This window comes from Pedobacter sp. R20-19 (assembly GCF_000708265.2).
In the GTDB taxonomy this organism is placed as follows: Bacteria; Bacteroidota; Bacteroidia; order Sphingobacteriales; family Sphingobacteriaceae; genus Pedobacter.
Genome location: NZ_JCKI01000001.1, coordinates 705944 through 723127 on the forward strand (window position 1 = coordinate 705944; position 17184 = coordinate 723127).

General features: G+C 36.5%; 20 protein-coding genes. 9 read left to right on the forward strand and 11 right to left on the reverse strand.

Going from position 1 to position 17184, the window contains the following annotated elements:
* Window positions 1–17 precede the first annotated feature (17 nt).
* The 4 genes from AN34_RS03145 (at window position 18) to AN34_RS03160 (ending at window position 3394) form a co-directional block, all read left to right on the forward strand.
* Window positions 18–1247 carry a serine hydrolase gene (locus AN34_RS03145; RefSeq protein ID WP_029282219.1) on the forward strand — a complete coding sequence of 410 codons (1230 nt, stop codon included), beginning with the start codon at window positions 18–20 and terminating at the stop codon, window positions 1245–1247.
* Window positions 1248–1252: 5 nt separating this feature from the next.
* Window positions 1253–2236, forward strand: a complete 984-nt coding sequence (locus tag AN34_RS03150; RefSeq protein ID WP_029282221.1) for a hypothetical protein — start codon at window positions 1253–1255, stop codon at window positions 2234–2236.
* A gap of 117 nt (window positions 2237–2353) precedes the next feature.
* Entirely contained in the window at window positions 2354–2659 is a 306-nt protein-coding gene (locus tag AN34_RS03155) for a YbaB/EbfC family nucleoid-associated protein (RefSeq protein ID WP_029282223.1), read from the forward strand.
* A gap of 57 nt (window positions 2660–2716) precedes the next feature.
* Complete coding sequence (locus tag AN34_RS03160; protein ID WP_029282225.1) at window positions 2717–3394, forward strand: metal-dependent hydrolase; 678 nt, start codon at window positions 2717–2719, stop codon at window positions 3392–3394.
* 105 nt (window positions 3395–3499) lie between these two features.
* Here AN34_RS03160 and AN34_RS03165 read toward each other — a convergent pair whose 3' ends face one another.
* Both AN34_RS03165 and polA read right to left on the reverse strand, forming a co-directional pair.
* Complete coding sequence (locus AN34_RS03165) at window positions 3500–3835, reverse strand: hypothetical protein (RefSeq protein WP_029282227.1); 336 nt, start codon at window positions 3833–3835, stop codon at window positions 3500–3502.
* 89 nt (window positions 3836–3924) lie between these two features.
* On the reverse strand, window positions 3925–6729 hold the full coding sequence (gene polA / locus AN34_RS03170; protein WP_029282229.1) for a DNA polymerase I: 2805 nt from the start codon (window positions 6727–6729) through the stop codon (window positions 3925–3927).
* Window positions 6730–6932: 203 nt separating this feature from the next.
* Here polA and AN34_RS03175 point away from each other — a divergent pair, with 203 nt between their 5' ends.
* Window positions 6933–7616, forward strand: a complete 684-nt coding sequence (locus tag AN34_RS03175) for a hypothetical protein (protein ID WP_029282231.1) — start codon at window positions 6933–6935, stop codon at window positions 7614–7616.
* Between the two features lie 142 nt (window positions 7617–7758).
* On the opposite strand, the gene AN34_RS03180 is transcribed toward AN34_RS03175, so the two are convergent.
* The 3 genes from AN34_RS03180 to AN34_RS03190 form a co-directional block, all read right to left on the reverse strand.
* Window positions 7759–8346: a DNA-3-methyladenine glycosylase I gene (locus AN34_RS03180; protein WP_029282233.1), complete on the reverse strand. Its 588-nt coding sequence runs from the start codon at window positions 8344–8346 to the stop codon at window positions 7759–7761.
* A 14-nt stretch (window positions 8347–8360) separates the two neighbouring features.
* Complete coding sequence (locus tag AN34_RS03185) at window positions 8361–8624, reverse strand: four helix bundle protein (RefSeq protein WP_231625478.1); 264 nt, start codon at window positions 8622–8624, stop codon at window positions 8361–8363.
* Window positions 8625–8797: 173 nt separating this feature from the next.
* Complete coding sequence (locus tag AN34_RS03190; RefSeq protein ID WP_029282235.1) at window positions 8798–9151, reverse strand: carboxymuconolactone decarboxylase family protein; 354 nt, start codon at window positions 9149–9151, stop codon at window positions 8798–8800.
* A 58-nt stretch (window positions 9152–9209) separates the two neighbouring features.
* Here AN34_RS03190 and AN34_RS03195 point away from each other — a divergent pair, with 58 nt between their 5' ends.
* Window positions 9210–9569 (forward strand): hypothetical protein, encoded by a 360-nt coding sequence (locus AN34_RS03195; protein WP_036676374.1) that lies wholly within the window; start codon window positions 9210–9212, stop codon window positions 9567–9569.
* On the opposite strand, the gene AN34_RS03200 is transcribed toward AN34_RS03195, so the two are convergent.
* Together AN34_RS03200 and trmB are read right to left on the reverse strand one after the other, a co-directional pair.
* Window positions 9559–9891 carry an MGMT family protein gene (locus tag AN34_RS03200; protein WP_029282238.1) on the reverse strand — a complete coding sequence of 111 codons (333 nt, stop codon included), beginning with the start codon at window positions 9889–9891 and terminating at the stop codon, window positions 9559–9561. The two genes, AN34_RS03195 and AN34_RS03200, sit on opposite strands and share 11 nt — an antisense overlap.
* Window positions 9891–10541 carry a tRNA (guanosine(46)-N7)-methyltransferase TrmB gene (gene trmB / locus AN34_RS03205; RefSeq protein WP_029282240.1) on the reverse strand — a complete coding sequence of 217 codons (651 nt, stop codon included), beginning with the start codon at window positions 10539–10541 and terminating at the stop codon, window positions 9891–9893. The genes AN34_RS03200 and trmB overlap by 1 nt, the downstream gene beginning before the upstream one ends.
* Window positions 10542–10655: 114 nt before the next feature.
* Here trmB and AN34_RS03210 point away from each other — a divergent pair, with 114 nt between their 5' ends.
* Together AN34_RS03210 and AN34_RS03215 are read left to right on the forward strand one after the other, a co-directional pair.
* Window positions 10656–11582, forward strand: a complete 927-nt coding sequence (locus AN34_RS03210) for a GDP-L-fucose synthase (RefSeq protein WP_029282242.1) — start codon at window positions 10656–10658, stop codon at window positions 11580–11582.
* Window positions 11583–11774: 192 nt separating this feature from the next.
* Window positions 11775–12707 carry a hydrogen peroxide-inducible genes activator gene (locus tag AN34_RS03215; protein WP_029282244.1) on the forward strand — a complete coding sequence of 311 codons (933 nt, stop codon included), beginning with the start codon at window positions 11775–11777 and terminating at the stop codon, window positions 12705–12707.
* A 247-nt stretch (window positions 12708–12954) separates the two neighbouring features.
* Here the strand turns inward: AN34_RS03215 and AN34_RS03220 are convergent, their stop codons facing one another.
* The 4 genes from AN34_RS03220 to AN34_RS03235 all read right to left on the reverse strand — a co-directional run bounded on the left by AN34_RS03220 (window position 12955) and on the right by AN34_RS03235 (window position 15461).
* On the reverse strand, window positions 12955–13413 hold the full coding sequence (locus AN34_RS03220) for a hypothetical protein (RefSeq protein WP_029282246.1): 459 nt from the start codon (window positions 13411–13413) through the stop codon (window positions 12955–12957).
* 99 nt (window positions 13414–13512) lie between these two features.
* Window positions 13513–14121: a superoxide dismutase gene (locus AN34_RS03225; RefSeq protein ID WP_029282248.1), complete on the reverse strand. Its 609-nt coding sequence runs from the start codon at window positions 14119–14121 to the stop codon at window positions 13513–13515.
* A gap of 336 nt (window positions 14122–14457) precedes the next feature.
* The gene (locus AN34_RS03230; RefSeq protein WP_029282250.1) at window positions 14458–14925 is read right to left on the reverse strand and encodes a nucleoside deaminase; all 468 of its coding nucleotides are present in this window, start codon (window positions 14923–14925) and stop codon (window positions 14458–14460) included.
* Window positions 14926–15125: 200 nt separating this feature from the next.
* A complete protein-coding gene (locus AN34_RS03235) occupies window positions 15126–15461 on the reverse strand; it encodes a tRNA-binding protein (RefSeq protein WP_029282252.1) in 336 nt (111 codons plus the stop codon).
* A gap of 227 nt (window positions 15462–15688) precedes the next feature.
* Between AN34_RS03235 and AN34_RS03240 the strand changes: the two genes are divergently transcribed.
* Window positions 15689–17164 carry a xylulokinase gene (locus AN34_RS03240; RefSeq protein ID WP_029282254.1) on the forward strand — a complete coding sequence of 492 codons (1476 nt, stop codon included), beginning with the start codon at window positions 15689–15691 and terminating at the stop codon, window positions 17162–17164.
* The last annotated feature ends 20 nt before the right edge of the window (window positions 17165–17184 follow it).

The following is a 17184-nucleotide window of genomic DNA, read 5'->3' on the forward strand; positions in this document are numbered from 1 at the left end:
CCTACTTTTTAATATAAATGAATTTTAGATATATATGTTCAGCATTAGCCCTCTCCATAACTTTATTAACAGCTTGTAATAGTAAAAAGGCTGAAGAGAAAAAGGCAGCTGATGCAAAAATCCGCGTGAAAGAAGATGATAAAGCGGATAGTATTTTAATTGCATACGATCCTGCAAAAGGAGATAAGTGGATCGCTGATTTTGTACAGAACCTGCATAAAAAATATGGGTTTAATGGAAATATGCTGGTTGCGAAGGATGGTAAAATATTATATGAAAAAGCAATTGGCTGGGCAGATTATTTACATCGCGATAGCTTAAAGATAAATTCTGAGTTTGAACTGGCTTCGATTACTAAAACTTTTACCGGAACAGCAATTATGCAATTGGTAGAAGCTGGTAAACTGTCGTTAAACGATAACGTAAAGAAGTTTTTTCCAAACTTTCCTTATGATGGCATTACCGTAAAATTACTTCTTAGTCATCGTAGTGGAATGATGAATTATGTTTATTTCATTGATGACATCTGGAGAAAAGAAAAACGCCCGATGAAAAAAGGTGTAACCAACCAAGAGGTAATGAACGTGATTGCCGAACGCAAACCAAATCCTTATACTAAACCAGATAATCGCTTTCATTATAACAACTCTAATTTTATGGTGTTAGGAGCGATCATTGAAAAGGTTACAGGACAGCGCTATTCACAATACATGATGGAACATGTTTTTAAACCTGCAGGCTTGAAACATACGCATGTATACAGCACTACCGAATATGAAAAAATTCCGGTTGATGTGGTAGGGCATGATCGAACATGGAAGTATTCTGTTGCACAGAATTTTTTAGATGGGCCAGTGGGAGATAAGGGAATTTACAGTACATTACACGATTTGGTTCTATTTGATAAGTATCTGAAAAATGGACGATTAATCACTAAAAAAAGTAGTGATTCATCATACGTTGGGCGTAATAAGCCTGTAAATGGTCACTTTAACTATGGCTATGGCTGGAGGATGTTTGATGGCGAAAAGATGGATAAAGTAGTATATCATACCGGATGGTGGCATGGTTTCAGGCACATCTATGTTCGTGATTTAGATAAAAACATCATCGTAATATTTTTAGGAAATTTAACTAACGGAAGTTTAATGCATCTGGATGATTTATACAAACACTTGAATATGCCAATCATCCGTAAAGGTGCTTATCATGGAAACGGGAGCTTACCGGGCTCCGATGAAGATTAATTTTTATGGCAAAGACAAAATGGATTATTGAGCCAAATACGCTCACCATTTATCCGAAACGGAATTTACGGATAGTTGGATTGGTTTTTTTTATTCTCTTTTTGGGGCTTGTTTACTTTCTTTCTACCCAAATGAATGGCTATTCTCAAAACACTACCTTAACTTACTGTGGGGTACTATTAATGGTTCCTTTACTTTTGGTATTGATGGCAGAATCCAAATTAATCTTTAATGGAACAGATAGAAAATTATATCGGAAGATTGGTTTTTTACCCGTTGGTTCTATTCCATTTGATGATATTGCTGCTGTTGATTCTTATGAAGTTTATGGTGGAGGTTACAGCTATCGGTTATTTAAAAAAAGCAACAGACATGGAAAAGGCTTGGCGGTGTCTAATGGTTATAGTAAGGTTACCGATGCTAATCTGATTCAATATCAGAATGAGGTTTTACCCAAAATTGATGAACTTGTTTTTGCTAATGCACCTATAATTCCGAAGCAAACCATTTATGATTTTGAATTCTTTAAGGAAGAAGGAGGCGTTTATCAATTAAAACAACAGAAAATTGGTGGTGTTATTTTTGGTTTAATCATGATAGGCATTACTGTTGCCATTTTACTCAATCCAAATTTTATGGCTGATGAAAATGCCTTTAAAAGGATTTTGGTGACTTACTTTCCACTTATAATTGGCCTGGTGTTTTTCTATATGATTTTTTCGAGTGTTAAATTTGATAAAAACCAACAAAAGTTAATCCACTCTACTTTCGGCGGACGTAGGGTGAAGGAATATGCTTTTAACGATATTATCCGTTTCCAGATTATTAGAAAAACTACCAACCTCATTTATTCAGGTACAGAGGTTAATGCAGAGATTTATCTGCCAGTTAAAGATAAAATGCATGTCATGTCTTTAAAGAGTTTTATGGGTACAAAAAAGATTGATCGCTTTCTTGATGAACTTAATACTATCCTTGGAAGAATTTAATTGGTTGATGGATCTGAAATTTAACTTACAAACCTATCTGTAGCAAAATTATTGCTGCTATCCTTTTTCTTTTGCAAACCAATTCAACTTAGTTTCGTTTACTATTAAAATAACAATATGTTCGATAAATTATTTGCAGCACAACAAAAGGCTGAGGAAATTAAAAAACGTTTAGATACCATTTCTGTATTTGGTGAAGTTGAAAATGGCGCTATTAAGATTACAGCAACGGCTAATAAAGCCATTACTGGTGTAGCTATTGATGATGAATTTTTAAAAAATGCAGATAAGGAAGAATTAGAAGAATTACTTTTAACCGCAATTAATAAAGCACTTGCAAATGCTGAAGAAGTAAGTGCTACGGAAATGCAGGCCTCAGCACAAGATATGCTGGGTGGTTTAGGTGGCATGTTTGGGCAATAAGTACAAGCCTAAGTACTCTTTTACATTGTTCAGTATATAATAATTAATCCCAATAATATGAAATATACTTATTATGGTCAATCATGCTTTTTAATCGAGGCAGATGGCAAAAAGTTTCTATTCGATCCATTTATAAAATCTAATCCACTGGCAAAGGATGTTGATACCTCTAAAATTGAAGCAGATTATATTTTAGTAAGTCACGGGCACGGTGACCATGTAGCTGATTTAGTGGAATTGGCTAAGCAAACTGATGCACAGGTTATCGCCGTGGTTGAGGTGGCTAAATGGATAAAAGCTCAGGGTATAGATAAAGTTACTGACATTAATTTCGGAACACAAACCATGCCTTTTGGTAAGTTGCGTACCGTTTGGGCTGTTCACAGTAGTTCAAATCCTGATGGAAGTTATGGTGGAAATCCGGCTGGTTTTGTATTGGAGCTGGAAGGCAAGCAAATCTATTTTGCTGGTGATACCGCTTTAACTTTAGAAATGAAATTATTGGCTGAATTGCATCATCTGGATTATGCCATCTTACCAATAGGGGGGCATTACACCATGGATGTAGATGATGCTGTTATCGCTGCAAAGTATGTTGATTGTGATCAGGTAATTGGTGTCCATTATAATACTTTTCCTCCAATTAGTATCAATGAGGAAGATGCAGTAGCTAAATTTAAACGTGAAGGCAAAACGTTACTACTTCCGAAAATTGGTGAAACCATTACTTTATAGATTTCATTAGGAATAGTTTATTCTGATTGATGAGAACACCAACCAGCGGTAAATAAAAAAAGGGTTCCAACTTTCGTCGGAACCCTTTTCAATTATAAACTAAACCTAATTTTTTTTAGCGGCAGTTTTATTTGCTTTATAGCGCATATCTGGTGTACCGTCTTTTTTGGTTTCAATCTTAGTTACTGCTTTAGTTTTATTTTCTTTAAAACGTTTATCTGGCGTACCATCAGCTTTAACTTTGGTAGTTGCAGTAGTTGTTTTTGTTTCTACCTTTTTAGCTTCTTTTTTAGCATCAGCTTTTGCTGGAGCAGCTGTAGTTTTTACTTCTTTTTTAACAACAGTTTTAGCTTTTGCTGGAGTTGTTGTTGCAGGTGTTTGAGCAAATGCTGTAGATAAACCAAATGCTGCGATTGCGATTAAACTTAATAACTTTTTCATGTCTTTAAAATTTTTTGTTTTACTCGTTTATTTGTTGATGTAAAATTCATCAATCGTAATGAAGTTTTAATGAAGATAAGTATTTATTTTTAATGTGCAGCCAGCCAGTTATCTCCTTCACCAATCTCTACTACAATAGGAACGGTTAATTTAATGGCATTGGCCATTTTATCCTGAATAATAGATTTCATCACTTCTTTTTCCGATTTAACCACATCAAAAACAAGCTCATCATGTACCTGCATGGTCATGGTTGACTGCAAATTTTGAGCTTTCATTTCTCTATGTATATTAATCATTGCAATTTTAATCATATCCGCTGCCGAACCTTGAATAGGCGCATTAATGGCATTTCGTTCAGCAAAACCACGTACCGTTTGATTGGCAGAGTTAATGTCTCTTAAATAGCGTCTCCTGCCCATAATCGTCTCTACGAAACCATTTTCCCTGGCAAAGTTCATCGTATCGCTCATATAACGTTTAATCCCTGGATACTGAGCAAAATACTGTTCGATAATGTCGGCGGCTTCTTTGCGGGGTATACCCAGGTTTTGCGATAAACCAAAAGCTGATTGACCGTAAATAATCCCAAAGTTAACTGCCTTTGCATTTCTTCTTTGCGTACTATCTACATCTTCAATGCTTACGCCATATACTTTCGCTGCGGTGGCGGTATGAATATCAATACCATTGTTAAAGGCATCCAGCATGTTTTCTTCTTTACTGATTTCGGCAATTATCCTCAATTCAATTTGTGAATAATCAGCTGACAGGAGGATATGGTTTTCATCTCTGGCGATGAATGCCTTACGCACTTCCCTTCCTCTTTCAGTGCGGATCGGGATATTTTGAAGGTTAGGATTATTGGAACTTAACCGGCCTGTTGCAGCAACAGCCTGGTTATATGAGGTATGAACGCGGCCCGTTTTTGGATTAACCATTAAAGGTAGCGCATCAACATAAGTAGATTTTAGTTTTTGCAACTGCCTGAAATCTAAAATATCTTTCACAATATCACTTTTACTTGCGAGTGCCATAAGCACATCCTCGCCGGTTTGATACTGTCCGGTTTTTGTTTTTTTGGCTTTAGGGTCAAGCTGAAGTTTATCAAATAAAACTTCACCCAATTGCTTAGGAGAAGCTAAATTGAAGGTTAAGCCAGCCTTTTCATAAACGCTTTGTTCTGCTTTACGGATTTCAATTTCCAATTCAGCGGAATAAGCTTTAAGTGTATCCATATCAATGCGAACACCTTCTTTTTCTATATCAGCAAGAACATATACCAAAGGGTTTTCTATTTCTTCTGCAAGCTTAGCCGCATTAAGTTCTACCAGTTTAGGTTCAAAGATATGGGCTAGCTGTAAGGTTACATCAGCATCTTCAGCGGCATAATCTACTACGTCTTCCACCGGAACATCACGCATGGTGCCTTGATTTTTCCCTTTTGGCCCAATAAGTTTGGTGATTGAGATTGGTGAATAACCCAGGTAATTTTCAGACAAAATATCCATCCCATGTCTTGTATCCGGATCAATCAGATAGTGCGCCAACATGGTGTCAAAAATTTTCCCCTGAACTTCTACACCATACCATTTCAGAACCAAAATATCATACTTCGTATTCTGTCCGATTTTCTCAATTTCCGGATTTTCTAAAACTACCCTAAACTCATTAACAATGGCCTGTGCCTCATCTCTAACTGCAGAAAGCGGAATATAATACCCTGTTCCGGGTTTAACGGAGAATGATAAACCTACCAGATCAGCAATGTTGGCATCCGTTCCGGTTGTTTCGGTATCAAAAGAGATTTTAGGTTCTGCTAATAAGAGCTTAATTAAATCTACACGTTTTTCAGCTGTATCAATCAGCTGATAATTGTGTTCAGTGTTTTCTATCGTTTTAGCGGGCAGCTTTTCTGCAGGTTCTTCTTCTAAGGTATTGGTGTACTGGATAGATTCTCCAGATTGATTGCCAAATAAATCCGTTTGTGTACCTTCTCCAAACCTGGCAGTGGTAACAGAGAATTCGTCACCAAAAACGCGGCGACCTAAAGTTCTAAATTCGAGTTCAGTAAAAAGGGGTTCAAGCAAATCGCGACTAGGATCGCAGATTTCTAAACTGGCCTCGTCTAATTCTACTGGAACATCAAGGATAATGGTAGCAAGTTTTTTAGAAATTAATCCCTGTTCAGCAAAGTTTTCTACGTTTTCACGTTGTTTACCTTTAAGCTCATGAGAGTGGGCAATGATATTTTCCATAGATCCATAAGTCTTAATTAAAGACTTGGCGGTTTTTTCACCGATTCCCGGAATTCCCGGAATATTATCTACTGCATCACCCCATAAGCCTAAAATATCAATCACCTGGAGTACATTTTCAATTTCCCATTTAGCCAGTACTTCTTTAACGCCCAAAATTTCCATGTCGTTACCCATACGGGCAGGCTTATAAATAAAGATATTTTCAGATACCAGTTGAGCAAAATCTTTATCAGGCGTCATACAAAAAACCTGATAACCCTTTTGCTCTGCTTTTTTAGCTAGTGTACCAATAATATCATCGGCTTCATAACCATCTGATGTAATTACCGGAATGTTAAAACCGGTAATGAGTTTAATGACGTAGGGCATTGCTGCCGCTAAATCTTCTGGCATGGCCTGGCGCTGTGCTTTATAAGCTTCAAAGGACGTATGTCTTTCTGTTGGCGCATCCGTGTCAAAAACCACGGCCATATGGCTTGGCTTTTCTTTCTTTAAAACATCAAGCAGTGTATTGGTAAATCCCATAACAGCAGATGTATTAATTCCGGAGGAAGTGAAACGGGGGTTTTTACTTAATGCAAAATGAGCCCGATACATCAGTGCCATTCCATCTAAAAGAAAGAGTTTTTTCATAAAATATTGATTACACGAATAAAAAGGATTACTCCGGTTTATTGTTTACTTATTCGAGTAAAAGTAACCAAAGTTAGCCAAATCATTAAAATGCTTTTTCAACAAAATCTAGTGAAAGCAAAGGATTAAAAAAAATGCAACTTTATGGTTTAAATGATAAGATTTAGGTTTGAGTTCACGTTATTTGTATAAAGGCTATTCATATGATAAAGTTTCTATTTGCTGTATCTCTTTTCTTATTCTCAATAACCCATCTTTTCGCTCAGGATTTTATTGTGAAAAATAATGACGATGTGATTCGTGGTACCATAAAAGGAACAGATTATTTTTCTGTTTTAATCAGTGCCAATGATGAAAGTGATGTTATTCTGCCAGCTAAGGACGTGAAAAATTTTTTCTGGAATGGTAATGCTTTCCTAAGTAAGGGTTTTGCTAACGGTAAAAATTTTGAATATCGGTTTGTGAAAGTAATGGAGTTGGGGGCAGTGAATTTGTATTCTTTTGGTGGGGGTGATCTGGTGCCAGCAGCGAAGGATAGAAAAGTTAGGTTTCGTCCGTCTGTGGGGATTGGAGCAGGAACGGGAGGTTTTGGCGGAATGGGCATGGGCGGAGGAATTAGCATAGGTGGGGGAGGTAATGCCAGGAGAGAAAAACCTGCAGGTGCACCGGTGTTGCGATACTTTATTGAAAAACCTGGTGCTGGTCCAATGCAGGAACTACCGGTTAAGGCCATTACAGATGATGATAAGCGTGCTGCTGTGCGAACTATTTTACTGCAAAAGCTGGGCGATGCTCCGGATTTTAAAGAGAAAGTCGAATATAGCTCTGAGTATAATATTCGCGATGTAATTGAATTGGTAAAAGCCTATAATGAGGTGAAGAAATAACGAGGATTTACAAAATTGAATGATTTTAAGATCAATAGATTAGCACTGTGGGCTAAAGCTGTAGCGCGAAAGCTAAGATAACCAGGGTTTCAACGTTAGTATACAACAAATTGATCAGGTTTTAATGTTTGAAAACCATTGATTATCTCGCGCAGCAATTCATTAAATGATCATTAACCATTCCGGTGGCTTGCATAAATGCATAACAAATGGTGGTGCCGAAAAACTTAAAGCCCCGTTTTTTCATGTCTTTGCTAATCCGATCAGAGATTTCCGTACTAGCAGGCACATCGCTCATCTTCAGAATATTGTTTTCAATAGTTTTTTGACCAGGAATATAAGCCCAAATATAATTAGAAAAACTTCCGAATTCCTTTTGAATTTGGATAAACAGTTTGGCATTTATGATTGCAGCATTTATCTTTAGTTTGTTTCTGATAATGCCCGCATCATTTAGAAGTCGTTGAACATCCTGTTCATTAAAGGCTGCCACTTTTTGCACGTCAAAATTTGCGAAGGCTTTGCGGTAATTTTCTCTCCTGCGAAGAATAGTGATCCAGCTTAAACCTGCCTGTGCACCTTCCAGAATCAAAAATTCAAACAATATTTGATCATCATAAACAGACTTCCCCCATTCTTCATCGTGGTATTTAATATATAGCGGATCGGTGCCAGCCCATTTGCATCTTATTGAGTTTGGAGTTAAAGGTTGGGAGTTTGGAGTATGCATAGCAAGTAGCCTAATTAAGTAGCGTTTTTAATTAAAAATTTTTCAGGATTATTCATCATATAAACTAACAATCTGGCAACCTCTTCTGTCTGGTTATTTAACTTGTTAAATTCTTCATTTGAGATGTAATTGCAAGCTAAAGCAAATTCTAACCACGTTTGTGTCTCGCCATTCTCTGTATCCGAATCTGATAATTTACTTACAAAATGATTTGAATACTTTCTCTTTCTATAGGCTTCTGCCAAATTTACACAAACACTTCTGGAAGATCGTCTAATCTGATTGGTGAGGCTATAACGTTCGTCTGATGGAAATTTTTTCGATAAAACAAAATATCCATTGCAAGCACAAAGCCTTTCTGATAGGCGAGTAAGTCTTTAATCGTTCCCATAGATAAATATACTTACATTATCTGAATTTGAACGGCCACCCAAAACTCCAAACTAAAAACTTAAGACTCCAAACTACTTTGTAACTCATCCCAATACTCCACTGCTCTTCTGTAATGCGGGATCACGATGCTTCCACCAACCAAATTGGCGATCATGAAAATTTCATTCATTTCTTCGCTGTTTACACCAGCATCATAACACTTTCCTAAATGATATTTAATGCAATCATCGCAACGTAAAACCATTGAAGCAACCAAGCCAAGCATTTCTTTTGTTTTAACATTTAAGGCGCCATCTGCATATGAAGTGGTGTCTAAAGCAAAAAAACGCTTGATATTCGTATTGGCAGTTTCCATGATTCTATCGTTCATTTTTTCGCGATAACCATTAAATTCTTCTATTAACTTTCCCATATGTTAAAATTTAAATCTTTTTTAAAAGACGATTGTTTAATTTATTAAATAATTGAATATGAAAATTATATCCCCTAAGTTTCATGCCGTTTTAGATTATATGTTGGTGATGTTGCTCCTGATTTCGCCAGATCTCTTTGGTCTTTCTGAGACTGCTTCAACTTTATCCTATACGCTCGGAGTTCTTCAATTTCTTTCAACCATCTGCACTAATTTTAGTGGTGGTATTTTCAAAATCATCAGTCTGAAATTTCACGGTTTATTTGAACTGATTGTCAGCATCATTCTAATCATTTTAGCCTTCACTGTTTTTAAAGGTAATGTAGTTGATGAAATGTTTTATGCTTGTTTAGGACTTCTGATTTTAATCATTTTCACAATCACTGATTACAAGCGGAGTTTACCCGTTATTCTGTAATCTCTTCTAAAGGATTCCAAAAAACCTGTTTAAAATTTAAAACCTTATCATCCTTAACCTTTACACCTTCTTTGGCGAGCAGTTCTTCCATTAATTTTGGCGGATTGAAATGAAATTTCCCGGTAAGCAAACCACTACTGTTTACCACACGGTGCGCAGGAACTGTTGGGTGCGCGGTGCCTGCATAACGCATGGCATGCCCTACCATTCTCGATGATTTTGCTGCGCCTAAACTTTTCGCGATAGCCCCATAAGAGGTCACCCTACCTTTCGGAATCAGTCGTACAATCTCATAAACCTGCTCGTAAAAGTTGGTATTCATTATTCAAATGAAAATTGGATGTAATTGATATTTTTCTCGTGAAGTAAGTATTTTTTCTCGTAATACGTCTTAATGGATAAAACATCATCAACTAAATCTGACGTATATAAATGATCCGTATTTTTATGTACGATTAAGTTTAATTCTGCTGTTTTTTCAACAGTGTAGGCATAAAGCTGGTCGTTGTCTGTTTTCAGATTTACACACCCACCTGGTTTTAAAACAAGTTTATACCGGTTCAAAAATGCGGGGAAGGTCAGGCGTTTCTTTTCCCGGCTATCCTGTGGTTGAGGATCAGGAAAGGTAATCCAGATTTCATCGATTTCGCCTTCAGCAAAGTAATCCAGGATATTTTCAATCTGAATTCTTAAAAAAGCAACGTTATCAATGCCCTCTTCAATCGCCGTTTTGGCACCACGCCAGATGCGGTTTCCTTTATAATCGATACCAATAAAATTTTTATCCGGAAACAATCTGGCCAGGTTTACAGAATATTCACCTTTTCCGCAAGCCAGTTCCAGTACAATAGGATTACTGTTTTTAAAATGGTTATTAGCCCAGTTTCCTTTTAATGCTTGCCCTTCTTCTAATTGATATACGTTTGCAAATGTTTCGATCTCTGCAAAACGCCTAAGTTTATCTTTACCCAAAAGTTTATTTTTTTCTGCAAAAATACAATTAAATCAATATCGTATATGTTTTGACATAAAGATTAATGCCATTCTTATTCAGGAATTGTATTTTTACAGCCTATAAAAATTACTGTGGAAAAAAACGATAAGATATATGTAGCCGGGCATCGCGGAATGGTAGGGTCGGCAATTCACCGGAAACTGCTTAAAGAAGGTTATACAAACATCATCACCAGGACCTCAGCTGAACTGGATCTCCGGAGCCAGCAAGCGGTAACCGATTTTTTTGCTGCAGAAAAACCTGATTACGTTTTTCTGGCTGCGGCCAAGGTTGGTGGCATTGTGGCCAATAATACTTACCGGGCCGATTTTCTTTATGAAAATCTAGCGATTCAAAATAACGTGATTCACAATGCCTACCTCAATGAGGTTAAAAAACTAATGTTTTTGGGCTCGAGTTGTATTTATCCGAAGCTGGCACCTCAACCTTTGAAGGAGGATTATTTATTAACCGGAACTTTAGAGGAAACCAACGAACCTTATGCCATTGCGAAGATTGCGGGCATTAAAATGTGCGATGCTTACCGTGATCAGTACAACTGCAATTTTATTTCTGTAATGCCCACTAACCTTTATGGTTATAATGATAATTATCACCCACAGAATTCACATGTTTTACCTGCATTAATCCGTAAAATTCACGAGGCTAAAACTAATAATGTAAATGAGGTTGTGGTTTGGGGATCAGGGTCGCCGATGCGTGAATTTTTATTTGCTGATGATCTGGCTGATGCCTGTTTTTTTCTGATGCAAACGTACAATGAGCCTCATCTGATCAATATTGGTACAGGCCATGATTTGACCATTAAAGATTTAGCGCTTTTAATTAAAGGTGTTTTAGGTTATGATGGTGAGCTTGTCTTTGATACCACAAAACCAGATGGAACGCCAAGGAAATTGATGGACGTAAGTAAACTTCACAGCTTAGGATGGAAACATCAGGTTGAATTGCAGGAAGGAATCGCATTGGCCTATCGGGATTTTGAAAGCAGGTACTAAGAAATTAGAGAATAATTGAATGAATGAATTTTGAATGAGAGAATGTTAAAGGTATTGAGTATAGCTATATGTCATACACTAATCGGTTAAATATTTCTTCATTCTATCATTTGCTCATTCCATCACTAAATCATTCATTTCTTGTTATAGTTAAAATTTATATCTTTGGATAAATAAATCAATTTCTACTATATGACTTTAGTTCAGCTTGAATATATTGTTGCTGTTGATACTTACAGGAGTTTTGTAACTGCTGCTGAAAAGTGTTTTGTTACACAGCCTACCTTAAGTATGCAGATTCAAAAGCTGGAGGAAATGCTGAGTGTTAAAATATTTGATCGCAGTAAGCAGCCTGTTTTTCCAACAGAAATTGGTGCTCAGGTAATTGCACAAGCCAGGGTGATTTTGCAGGAGAGTGGGAAGGTGAAAGAATTGATCAGCAGTCAGCAGCAAGATGTTTTAGGAGAACTTAAAATTGGGGTAATTCCTACAGTAGCCCCTTATTTATTGCCTGAGGTCATTTCAGCAATGCTGGAAAAATATCCTGATCTTAAACTATTGATTTGGGAATATACTACTGAAGATATCATTCATCACCTTAAAACCGGCGTGTTAGATTGTGGTATTTTGGCTACGCCACTAACTGATGCGAATATTTCAGAAACACCTCTTTACTATGAGAACTTTGTAAGTTATGTCAGCAAAAATAGTAAGTTGTATAAAAAGAAAGCTGTTGATGCTGATGACCTGAACGAGGAAAATATATGGCTGCTAAACGAAGGGCATTGCATGCGCAATCAGGTGCTAAATATTTGTCGATCTACCAAAAATAACAGACTTCAGGGTTTAGAATATAATACTGGAAGTGTGGAGACACTTATTAGAATGGTTGATTTAAATGGTGGGGCAACCTTGCTGCCGGAATTGGCCATTGCTGAATTAAGTGTTAAACAAACTGCAAAAATACGTCATTTCAAATCGCCTGAACCAGTGAGAGAAATCAGTCTGGTGACACATAAAAACTTTATCAAAAAGAGGATGCTGAATGCTTTAAAAGAAGAAATTTTAGAAATTATTCCTAAAACAATGAAGCAAAAGAAAAAGAAAGATATTGTTGGGATTTAATGATCAGTTCTGTCAAGAACATTTAGGGATTACTGATAGTGTAGAAGAATGGGCTTATTGGCAGGAAAGATTGCTTCGTCGTACCTCCTCGCAATGACGACCCATCTTGTTATCATCTATCATTTCAACCTCAATAAAGAATTCTGAACTTTTTAACTTACGAATAATCGTCATTGCGAAGCCAATTCTTCATTGGATGAAGCAATCTATTTAGAAGGGCTCCCTACTTGTGATCACAACACTAGAATTATTGCTTTTGCTGTTCAAGTGGAGGTGCAGAAAGCAAGCCTTTGATATCACCTTCTACTTCTTCCTCTTCGCCCTTTTTCTTTTTCTTGTTTTTTCCTTTGGATTTACCGCTTAACCGTTCTTCGATAACTTTATCGTATTCGCTTTGCTGTTCGCCTTTTAATACATTACGGATGTTTTTAGAAGTTTCATTCTGTAATTTATAGAATTTATCTACATCTTCTTCACGAGAATTTCCAGCTTGTTGTCTCTTAATTAAATCAGCCTGTTCTTTAGCCTGATTAAAAGTAAAACGATAAATAACGCTTTTTTGCGTATCGTTTAGTTTTAATCTTTTATCTAAATCATCTACATTTTTTTTAGCAATCTCATCTGGTGTAGGAACCTTATTTTGTTGTGCATTTGCCAACCCGCTGATCCCAACTAATATAAAGAGTAAAAATATAACCTGCTTCATTTTGAATGTCTTAATAGCTGTAAAGTTAGGTAATTATCTTAAAACAAGAAAGTCCCGATTTTTTATGCCGGGACTTTCTTTATAATTTAAATGGATTGCTTACAATGCTTTTTTGTAAAGTTCTGCAACAGCATCCCAATTTACAGCATTCCAGATTGCAGCTAAATAATCCGGACGTTTGTTTTGATATTTTAAGTAGTATGCATGTTCCCAAACATCAATACCGAAAATAGGTGTTCCTTTTACTTCAGCAATATCCATTAAAGGATTATCCTGATTTGGAGTAGAAGAAACCTGAAGTTTTTTATCAGCACCAACAGATAACCAAGCCCAGCCTGATCCAAAACGTGTTGCGCCAGCTTCCTGTAATTTAGTTTTTAATTCAGCAAATGAACCAAAAGTTTCATTAATTGCTTTAGCTAAATCGCCAGTTGGCTCGCCACCTTTATTTGGACCTAAAACGTTCCAGAATAAAGAGTGATTATAATGACCACCACCATTGTTTCTCACAGCAGCAGGATATTTCGAAATATTTTTAACGATTTCTTCGATGCTTAAATTTGCTTCAGGTTTTCCTTCAACAGCTTTATTTAAGTTAGTTACGTAAGCCTGGTGATGTTTATCATGGTGAATTTCCATGGTAGTTTTATCAATATGCGGTTCTAATGCGTCTGTAGCGTAATGTAACGCTGGTAATTCAAAAGCCATAGTTTTATGTTTTAAATTTAAAAATGTTTGTTGAGCAAATATAACATTCGTAGGTTAAGATTTGTTCATGTTATTATCATCAAATGGTATTTTGGTTTTTAACATAGCGTAGACTTGCTTATTCAAATCAAGAGACTGGATAAAAAAAAATCAAAACCATAAGTTAAGTATAAGGGTATTTTTATTGAAAACATTAAGGGATTAAGGATCATTAAGGTATAGTATTTAGTCTTGATACATAATACTAGCTACTTACTACTAATATACATCAGTTCTTTACTTCTTACTTTAGCGCCTAATCTTGATACCTGATACTCGCTACTAGTTACTACTCCCTCATCTTCTCTTCGCAAAAAAGCTTTTCATCATTGCAGCACATTCTTCGGCCATTACGCCACCTTTCAGCACTGTTTTTGGATGTAGCAAATCTGATCCCTTAGAAATAAATCCTCGCTTTTCTTCTCTTGCACCGTAAACAATTCTACCAATTTGTGCCCAGTAGCTTGCCCCTGCACACATTACACATGGTTCGATGGTTACGTATAAAGTGCAATCTTTGAGGTACTTCCCACCAATGGTTTGCGTGGCAGAGGTGAAAGCTTGCATTTCTGCATGTGCCGTTACGTCATTGAAGCGTTCTGTTAAATTGTAGCCCCGGCCAATAATCCGGTTTTTACTTACCACAATGGCACCAATTGGAATTTCATCTTCAGCCAATGCCTTTTTAGCCTCTTCTAAAGCGAGCTTCATATAATGGATATCTTCTTCGCCTGAATCAGTGTTTTCAAAATTGTAAAAACTCATGAAACAAATATAGGTAATCTTTAATGTTGACCTAAATTGATTTCATGGCATAATGGGTTTTTTGGTTCAGCTTTGAGTAATATATAATATTTAAATGGTTCCCGCTGATTTACGGTGATCTCGCCGATAAAAGAAGATATTAATAATATATTTTAGGTAAACTCAAACCTCTCGGAATCAATTTGACCTGCATTGCCAATTTATATCAATTTACTTCCATTAGGTACCTTCCGTTCCACAGCTGATAATACAATATCGCCATTTTCGTCTGCAAACCCTGTAACGAGAAATTCAGACATAAACTTTCCAATTTGTTTCTTTGGGAAATTAACTACACCAATAATTTGTCTGCCAATTAATTCGGGCAAGGTATAATGTTTAGTAATTTGAGCACTACTGTTTTTAATACCCAATTCACCAAAGTCTACCCTTAATTTGTACGCAGGTTTTTTAGCTTCCGGAAATTCTGTGGCCTCTATAATAGTCCCAATTCTAAGTTCTACCTTTTCAAAATCACCCCAGGATATATGTTGCATCATTTTATTTTATGAGTGACCAAAATAATAAATTATCAATTAATAACATGTTGTTTTAGTAGAAATAAAGTTTTCAGCTTAAATAGTACATCCAAAAGTTTCAAGTTTAGGCTGGTTATTTTATAAAAAAAACAATTAATAAAAGCTAAAAAATTTGCGATTAAGAATTTAAGAATTAACTTTATGCAACCGTTTGCATAACCAAGTATTAAAATTAATTATAACAAATGTATTTATTAGGTATTGATGTAGGTACATCATCCATAAAGGTTGCAGTAGTAGATGTTCATACGCAACAATGTGTTGCAACAGCTCAATATCCAGATCAGGAAACAGAAATAAAATCTATTAAAAACGGCTGGGCAGAACAATCTCCAGTGGAGTGGTGGCAAAATGTACAACAGGCTGTACTAAAAGTTAACGCAAACGCTAATTTCGATCCTAAAGAAATTAAAGCAATTGGTATTGCTTACCAGATGCATGGTTTAGTCGTGGTAGATAAAAGCCAGAAAGTTTTAAGAGACAGTATCATATGGTGTGATAGTAGGGCTGTAGAAATAGGCGACAGTGCTTTCGAAGCCATTGGTCACGAAAAATCACTATCGCATTTATTAAATTCTCCGGGAAACTTTACGGCCTCTAAACTTGCCTGGGTAAAAGAAAACGAGCCGGAAGTTTTTGCGCAGATAGATAAAATTATGTTACCGGGTGATTTTATTTCCATGAAGTTAACAGGATGCATTACCACCAGTATTCCGGCTTTGTCTGAAGGTATTTTCTGGGATTTTCAAAATGATGAAATCTCAAGTGATTTGATGAGCCATTATGGATTTGATGAAAATCTGATCCCGGAGATAAAACCACTATTTTCGTCGCATGGAAAACTGCTTGAAGAAACAGCCACATTGCTTGGACTTACAGCAGGAATTCCGGTTTCTTACAAATCTGGCGATCAGCCTAACAATGCTTTATCACTAAATGTTTTTAAACCTGGTGAAGTGGCTGCAACCGCAGGTACATCTGGTGTAATTTATGGTGTAAGTGATGAGTTGACATATGACCAGGAATCGAGGGTAAATACTTTTGCTCACGTAACCTACACGAAAGAAAAGAAGCATACAGGTGTATTGCTTTGCATTAACGGTACGGGTAGCATGTATCGGTGGGCTAAACATAATTTTGCTCCACAGGCGAGCTATCCGGAACTTAATAAGCTTGCTGCAACATCACCTATTGGTAGCAAAGGTTTAAAAGTACTTCCTTTTGGGAATGGAGCTGAACGCATGTTGAATAATAAATATACTGGCGGACAAGTGCTGGGTATTGACCTTAACCTTCATCAACAGGCTGATATTTTCCGTGCTGTACAAGAAGGAATTGCCTTTTCTTTTAGATACGGTTTAGATATCCTGCGTGAAAACGGAATGCAGCCAAAGGTAATTCGGGCTGGCCGGGCAAACTTATTTCTGAGCGAGGTATTTGCCCAAACATTTGTTGATGTAACGGGAATTCCTGTTGAATTATATGAAAATGACGGGAGTGTTGGTGCGGCATTGGGTGCTGGCATTGGTGCGGGAGTTTTTAAGAATGTAGAAGATGCCTTTACGCAACACCAGGTGATCAAAACCTTAAATCCTCAACACTCGGAACAATACGAGCCGATTTATCAGGAATGGAAAGAAATTTTAATTAAATTATTATAAACAGAACCGCAAATTAAGAG